Below are 7,909 nucleotides of genomic sequence, written 5' to 3' on the forward strand. Positions count from 1 at the left end.
GATTTCATGGCACGTTTTTTTATCGATCGGCCCATTTTTGCCTGGGTCGTCGCCATCTTCATCATGCTGGCCGGCCTGCTCGCCGTTCCCATGCTGCCGATTGCGCAATATCCGAATGTGGCACCGCCGCAGATTTCGATCGCGACCACCTATCCGGGTGCCGCGCCGGAAGACATTTATCAGAGCGTCACGCGTCCCATCGAGGAGGAGCTGAACGGCGTTCCGGGTCTTCTCTATTTTGAATCGACCTCCGAAGCCTCCGGCAGCATCTCCATCAACGTCACCTTCGCGCCGGGCACGAATATCGGCGAGGCGCAGGTCGAGGTTCAGAACCGCATCGCCCGTGTCGAGCCGCGCCTGCCGCAGGCCGTCACGCAGCAGGGCCTGCGCGTCGAACAGGCGGGCACCTCGTTCCTGATGATGGTGGCGCTCACCTCCATGGATGGCAATACCGACGCCATCGGTCTCGGTGACTATCTCAGCCGCAACGTGCTCGGCGAATTGCGCCGCGTGCCGGGTGTCGGTAGCGCGCAATTGTTCGCCACCCAGCGCTCCATGCGTATCTGGATGGATCCGGACAAGATGCTCGGCCTCAGCCTCACCTCGTCCGATGTCATCTCCGCCATTCAGGCGCAGAACTCGCAGGTTGCCGCGGGCCGCATCGGCGCGTCGCCAAACCCGATCGGCCAGCAGATTTCGGCCACCGTCAACGTGCAGGGTCAGCTGACCTCGCCGGATGAGTTCGGCGCCATCGTGCTGCGTGCCAATCCGGACGGCTCCTCCGTGCGGCTGCGCGATGTGGCGCGGGTGGAAGTGGGCGGTGAAAGCTACGCCTTTTCCAGCCGTCTGAACGGCAAGCCGAGTGCGGCCATCGGCGTGCAGCTGTCGCCCACCGGCAATGCCCTGCAGACTTCCGATGGCGTGCGCGCCACCATGGAGGAACTGTCACGCTATTTCCCGGCTGGTCTGGAATATGAAATCCCCTACGACACCAGCCCCTTCGTTAAAATCTCGATCCAGAAGGTGATCAATACGCTGGTCGAGGCGATCATCCTCGTCTTCGTGGTGATGTTCGTCTTTCTTCAGAATATTCGCTACACCATCATTCCCACGCTCGTGGTGCCCGTGGCGCTGCTCGGCACCTGCGCCATCATGTATGTCTCGGGTTTCTCGATCAACGTTCTGACCATGTTCGCCATGGTTCTCGCCATCGGTATTCTGGTCGATGACGCGATCGTCGTCGTCGAGAATGTCGAGCGCATCATGGCCGAAGAACACCTGTCGCCGAAGGAGGCGACCCGCAAGGCGATGGGCCAGATTTCCGGCGCCATCATCGGCATCACGCTGGTTCTGACGGCGGTGTTCGTGCCCATGGCCTTCTTCCCGGGTGCTGTCGGCATCATCTACCAGCAGTTCAGTCTGACCATGGTGGTGTCCATCCTGTTCTCCGGCTTCCTCGCGCTGTCGCTGACACCGGCGCTCTGCGCCTCGTTCCTGAAGCCGATCAAGGCCGGACACCATGAAAAGAAAGGCTTCTTCGGCTGGTTCAACCGCGGCTTCGACAAGGCGTCGCATAAATATTCCTCATCGGTTGGGTCGATCATCAAGCGCTCTGGCCGCTTCATGGTCATCTATGCGGCGCTGCTTGCCGGCCTCGGCTGGGCCTATATGCAGTTGCCGAGCTCCTTCCTTCCCAATGAGGACCAGGGTTACCTGATCGTCGACATCCAGGCGCCGGCGGAAGCAAGCAGTGACCGTACCCTGCAATCCATCCAGCAGATCGAAAAGATCTTTCTGGAAGAGCCTGCGGTTGACCGTGTGATCGCGGTTTCCGGTTTCTCCTTCTCGGGCTCCGGCCAGAATGCAGGTCTCGCCTTCGCAACGTTGAAGGACTGGAGCGAGCGTGGTCCGGAGGATTCCGCCAATGCGATCTCGGCGCGGATAAACGCCAAGCTGTGGGGCTTGCCGGACGCGATGTCCTTTGCGCTTTCGCCACCGCCCATTCAGGGTCTCGGCAATTCCAGCGGCTTCACTTTCCGCCTGCAGGACCGTGCGGGTGCGGGACAGGCAGCGCTGAGCGCCGCCGGTGCGCAACTGATGGCGGCCGCGCAGCAAAGCCCGGTTCTCGCCGGTCTTCGTATCGAAGGCATGCCGGATTCCGCGCAGGTCAATCTTCTCATCGATCGCGAGAAGGCCAATACATTCGGTGTGACCTTCAGCGACATCAACGCAACCATCTCGGCCAATATGGGTTCGTCCTATGTCAACGACTTCCCCAATGCCGGCCGCATGCAGCGCGTGACGGTGCAGGCGGAGCAGGGTCAGCGCATGAAAACGCAGGATCTTCTGCACCTCAACGTTCGCAACGCCAATGGCGGCATGGTGCCGATCAGCTCCTTCGCCTCGGTTGAATGGGTCCGCGGTCCCTCGCAGGTGGTCGGCTACAACGGCTATCCGGCCATCCGTATCGGCGGACAATCGGCACCGGGCTACTCTTCCGGCGATGCCATTGCCGAGATGGAGCGTCTGGCGGGTGAATTGCCTGCTGGTTTCGGTTTCGAATGGACCGGCCAGTCGTTGCAGGAAATCCAGTCCGGCTCGCAGGCGCCGGCGCTCATCGGGCTCAGCGTCCTGTTCGTCTTCCTGCTTCTGGCAGCGCTTTACGAAAGTTGGTCCATTCCGCTCTCCGTCATGCTGGTGGTGCCGCTCGGCGTCATCGGTTCGGTGGCGGCGGTGATGTTGCGCGGCATGCCGAACGACGTCTACTTCATGGTGGGCCTCATCGCCATCATCGGACTGTCTGCGAAAAACGCGATCCTGATCATCGAATTCGCCAAGGATTTGCGGGCAGAGGGAAAATCCACCTATGATGCCACAGTCGAGGCGGCGCATTTGCGCTTCCGGCCGATCCTGATGACCTCGCTTGCCTTTTCGCTGGGCGTGCTGCCCATGGCGATTGCCTCCGGTGCGAGCGCGGCCAGCCAGAACGCCATCGGCACCGGTGTGCTCGGCGGCATGATCTCGGCAACGATCCTCGCGATCTTCTTCGTTCCCGTCTTCTTCGTTTTTGTCATGAAGATTTTCGGGGATCGGAAGAAGGAGAATGAGATTGCTGCTGACGCCGTATCGCCTGCGGAATAAAACGGATGGAGAGGCCGGCACTTTCATTTGATTGAGTTCATGTGACTGACAGCCCGGCAATGCAGAAAGGCACGGTGCGAAGGCACCGTGCCATGATTGGAAGGAGACATCAGCATGCGCCGTACCAAGGCCGAGGCAGAAGAGACCCGGCAGGCGATTCTTGCCGCTGCCGAGCGGGTGTTTTTCAAGAAGGGCGTGGCCAACAGCTCCCTGGATGAGGTGGCGGCCGCCGCCGGTGTGACGCGTGGTGCGATATACTGGCATTTTTCCAGCAAGAGCGACCTTTTCATCGGGCTTTATGAATCGGTCGCCTTGCCCGAATCGGATCTGCTCGATTTCGACGATCCCGATCTGAAAGGCCTGGCGCTTCTCGCCAAAATCGAGGAAGCCGCTTGCAAGTGGCTGGCCCTGCTGGCGGGAGACGAACAGCGCCAGCGCATCATGACCATCAGCCTGCGCACCAACTATTCCGATGAGTTCGCACCGGTTCTGCACGCGCAGGAGGAATTGGACCGTTCCCAGAAAGAGCGCCTCGAGGCGGTTTTCGAGCGTGCGGAGGCCGAAGGCGCCTTCAATGACAACTGGACAGCGGAATCGGCACTCGATGCGATCTACTGGCTGATAAAGGGCATGTGTTCCGACTGGCTGCTTTTCGGCAAGCGTTTCGATCTTGCCAAGGAGGGCGCCGAGGCCGTGCATCGTCTGATGAAGGGTTTTCAGCGTTTTCCGGCGTTATGACCGGATTTTCGGACCCGCTGGCGCAGTCAAATTTAAGTATTCTAAAAGACCAGCGAAATTTGCTTTACGTACCTCAAAACGGACGCTAGCTTCTTCCTCGAGCTTTGGGAGGAGTTCGCAGATGGTCATTTCAAATAAAATTAAGGGGCAAGCGCCGTCCGTTCGCGCCGGATATCGGTGACGGCACATGGCTTTTGCTGAAGCGTCTCCAGACCCGGCCCTTATCCGGACGGTCGGGCTGTCGAAGTCTTTTGGTCCGGTGCAGGTTCTCAAGGATATTGAGATCGCGGTGCGTGCCGGCGAGGTTCACGCCATCATCGGCGAGAACGGCGCTGGCAAGTCCACGCTGATGAAGCTGCTTGCCGGCAATGAGAAGCCGTCGGGCGGCGAAATCCATATTGACGGCGAGGCTGTTACGCTGAGCGGCCCGGTGGATGCCGAACATCGCGGCATCGTTCTCGTGCATCAGGAAATATTGCTGGCACCGGATCTGACGGTGGCGCAGAACATCTATCTCGGGCGCGAATTGCGCAAAGGTCCGATGGTGGACGACCGCGCCATGCGCGAGGGCGCCCGCAAGGCAATCGGCGATCTTGGCGGCACGATCGATCCGGACGCCATCGTCGGCAGCCTGTCGATTGCCCAGCGGCAGCTGGTGCAGATCGCCCGCGTGCTGCTGGTGCCGCATCGCGTGGTGATTTTCGACGAGCCGACCGCAAGCCTTACCCCCATTGAAACCGATGCGCTGCTGAACGTCATCCGCGACATCAGGGCGAAGGGTGTGGCCGTGCTTTATATTTCGCACCGCCTGCCGGAGGTGAAGGAGATCGCAGACCGGGTAACGGTGCTGCGCGACGGCAGGCTGGTTGCCTCCCATCCGATATCGGCCCTCGAGCCTGCGGATATGGCGCGGCTGATGGTGGGGCGCGATGTGGCGAAGCTCTATCCGGACCGGCACGCCGGTGGCGAACACGAGCCGGTTTTGCAGGTGGAGCATTTTACCGTTCCAGGCTACGCACAGGATGCCGGTTTCAGCCTTCGTAAAGGCGAGATTCTCGGTTTTGCGGGTCTCGTTGGGGCAGGCAGAACGGAGCTTATGGAGGGCGTTCTTGGCCTGCGGCCGGGGCGCGGGACGATCCGCCATCTCGGCAAACCCGTGCATTTCGCCAAGGCGGAAGACAGCCTGAAGGCCGGTATTGTTTACCTGAGCGAGGACCGCAAGGGCAAGGGATTGCTGCTGACCAAGGATCTGCGGATCAATCTCACGCTGGCCTCGCTCAAGAAATTCAGCCGGCTGTTCCAGATCGACACCCGCCGCGAGACGGCGGCGCTCGACGGGGCGATCCACGATTTCGATATCCGCACCGGGCGCAAGGATCTGCTGGCGGGCCAGCTTTCCGGCGGCAACCAGCAGAAGCTGCTGCTTGCCAAGATGATGCTGCTCGATCCGTCCATCGTCATCATCGACGAGCCGACGCGGGGTATCGACATCGGCACCAAGGAGCAGATCTACCGCTTCATTGCCGGGCTTGCGGATGAAGGGCGCTCGGTCATCGTCGTTTCCTCGGAAATGCCGGAGCTGATCGGCATTTGCGACCGCATTCTGGTGATGCGTTCGGGCAGGATCGTCGGCGAGGTGACCGGGGAGCGCATGACCGAAAACGACATCGTGGCGCTGGCGACGGGCGTTCACACGCAGGAGGTTGCCTGAGGTGATCATGCGCAAGGGGAAAAATACTGAGGGGAAACATGACTGAGGCCGCACTTGATACCGGCAAGACGCCGAAGACCTCGAAGGACTGGGATCTGCGCGCCGTGGCGCCTTTTGTGGCGCTGGCCCTGCTTCTGGTTCTCGGCACCATCGCCAATCCCAATTTCATCGGCATCGACAATCTGCTGAATGTCGTTACCCGCAGCGCCTTCATCGCCATCATTGCGCTCGGCGCCACCTATGTCATTACATCCGGCGGGCTTGATCTTTCCGTCGGTGCGATGGTCGCTTTCGTCGCCAGCCTGATGATCCTGTTCATGAACAGTGGTGTCATCGCCAGTCCGCTGTTGATGCTGCTCGCCGCCATGGCGCTGGCTGTCGCCATCGGCGCGGCCTGCGGGCTGGCCAACGGTCTCATTACGACCATCGGCCGCATCGAACCTTTCATCGCCACGCTCGGCACCATGGGCATCTATCGCGGGCTGACCACCTGGCTGTCGCAGGGCGGTGCGATCACGCTGCGCAACCCGGAAATCCAGACACTCTATCGCCCGGTCTATTTCGGCAACGTCTTCGGCGTGCCTGTGCCTGTTATCGTCATCTTCGTCACGGCCGCCATCGCCGCCTTCGTGCTTTACCGTACCCGTTACGGCCGGCATCTGACAGCCGTGGGTTCCAGCGAGGATGTCGCACGATATTCCGGCATTTCGGTCGCGCGGGTCCGCACCATCGCTTATGTCGTGCAGGGACTTTGTGTTGCGGTGGCGGTGCTGCTTTATGTGCCGCGTCTCGCTTCCACCTCGGCCACGACAGGCATGTTGTGGGAATTGCAGGCCATCACCGCCGTCGTTGTCGGCGGAACCGCGCTGCGCGGCGGGGTGGGGCGCATCTGGGGCACGATCTGCGGCGCCTTCATTCTGGAGATCGTCGGCAACATCATGATCCTGTCGAACTTCGTCAGCGAATATCTGATCGGCGCCATTCAGGGTGCGATCATCATCATCGCCATGCTGGTGCAGCGTTCGCTCAGCCGCAGATAGCAGGGCGAGCGATGGGGAATTTGGCCGCGTTATGTGGGGCAGGCGCGGTTGTAAGAGGAGGAACGCCCCAGTCTTGGGAGGAAAGAGACTATGCGTAGTAAATTCATCGGCGTGGCCTTTGCCGCGCTGGCCACGGTGCTTGCGGGTTCAGCGCATGCGCAGGACAAGAAGGTCACCATTGGCGTATCCATTCCGGCGGCCGACCACGGCTGGACGGCCGGCGTCGTCTACCATGCCGAGCGGGTGGCGAAACTTCTGATGCAGGAACATCCGGGTCTGAACGTCATCGTCAAGACCTCGCCGGATGCCGCCAACCAGGCGAACGCGCTTCAGGACCTTGCCGTGCAGGGGCTGGATGCGCTGGTCGTGCTGCCATCCGATCCCGATCCGCTGGTCAATGCCATCAAGGAGATCAAGGACAAGGGCACCTTCGTCGCGCTGGTCGACCGCGCGCCGAGCGTCAACGACAATTCGATCCGCGATCTCTATGTTGCCGGCAACAACCCGGCGCTTGGCCAGGTGGCGGGTGAATACATCAAGAAAACCACGCCGAATGCTGAAGTTGTGGTCATTCGCGGTCTGCCTATCCCGATCGACCAGCAGCGTCAGGACGGTTTCGACAAGGGCATCGCCGGCTCGGGCGTCAAGGTTCTCGACCGTCAATACGGCAACTGGAACCGCGACGACGCCTTCCGCGTGATGCAGGACTACCTGACCAAATACAAGAAGATCGATGTGGTCTGGTGTCAGGATGACGACATGGCGATTGGCGTGCTGGAAGCGATCCAGCAGGCGAAACGCACCGATATCCAGTATATCGTTGCGGGTGCCGGCTCCAAGGACATGATCAAGAAGGTCATGGACGGCGACAAGCTGGTGCCGGTCGACGTGCTCTACCCGCCGGCGATGGTGGCGACCGCCATGCAGCTGACGGCCGGGCATTTCTATGATCAGGTTCCGGTTGCGGGTGAGTATATTCTCGACGCGACGCTGATCACCAAGGACAATGCCAAGCAGTTCTACTTCCCGGATTCGCCGTTCTGATAAGGGGTCCGGCCACGCGACGCCCGCTGGAAGGCGGGCGTAGTGGCGGGCGGAACCCTTTTTTTCAACACGCGAAGAGGGAATGCAGCAAACATTTCCTCACACGCGACGTCATCCTCGCCCTTGAGGCGAGGATCCACAAGCGGCTTGGTCGTGGATCCCCGGGTCAAGCAACCGTGGACCTATTGTGCGAAAGCGGTGTCTGATCGAGCGATAGCGTTGAGGATGGTGATGA

Annotated in this window: 5 protein-coding genes; all 5 read left to right on the forward strand. The window is 60.7% G+C overall.

Translation table 11 applies throughout. The features are described 5' to 3' along the window. Window positions 1-6 precede the first annotated feature (6 nt). The 5 genes from AC1ROR_RS16240 (at window position 7) to AC1ROR_RS16260 (ending at window position 7,674) form a co-directional block, all read left to right on the forward strand. Window positions 7-3,141, forward strand: a complete 3,135-nt coding sequence (locus tag AC1ROR_RS16240) for a multidrug efflux RND transporter permease subunit (protein ID WP_035220744.1) — start codon at window positions 7-9, stop codon at window positions 3,139-3,141. Window positions 3,142-3,255: 114 nt separating this feature from the next. Then, window positions 3,256-3,879 carry a TetR family transcriptional regulator gene (locus AC1ROR_RS16245; protein WP_498590031.1) on the forward strand — a complete coding sequence of 208 codons (624 nt, stop codon included), beginning with the start codon at window positions 3,256-3,258 and terminating at the stop codon, window positions 3,877-3,879. 187 nt (window positions 3,880-4,066) lie between these two features. Then, a complete protein-coding gene (locus AC1ROR_RS16250; protein ID WP_498590032.1) occupies window positions 4,067-5,590 on the forward strand; it encodes a sugar ABC transporter ATP-binding protein in 1,524 nt (507 codons plus the stop codon). Window positions 5,591-5,628: 38 nt separating this feature from the next. Beyond that, the gene (locus tag AC1ROR_RS16255) at window positions 5,629-6,630 is read left to right on the forward strand and encodes an ABC transporter permease (RefSeq protein ID WP_498590033.1); all 1,002 of its coding nucleotides are present in this window, start codon (window positions 5,629-5,631) and stop codon (window positions 6,628-6,630) included. Window positions 6,631-6,720: 90 nt separating this feature from the next. Then, window positions 6,721-7,674: a substrate-binding domain-containing protein gene (locus tag AC1ROR_RS16260; RefSeq protein ID WP_035220741.1), complete on the forward strand. Its 954-nt coding sequence runs from the start codon at window positions 6,721-6,723 to the stop codon at window positions 7,672-7,674. Window positions 7,675-7,909: the final 235 nt, after the last annotated feature.

The organism is Agrobacterium sp. GW821-FHT14E08, assembly GCF_058803865.1.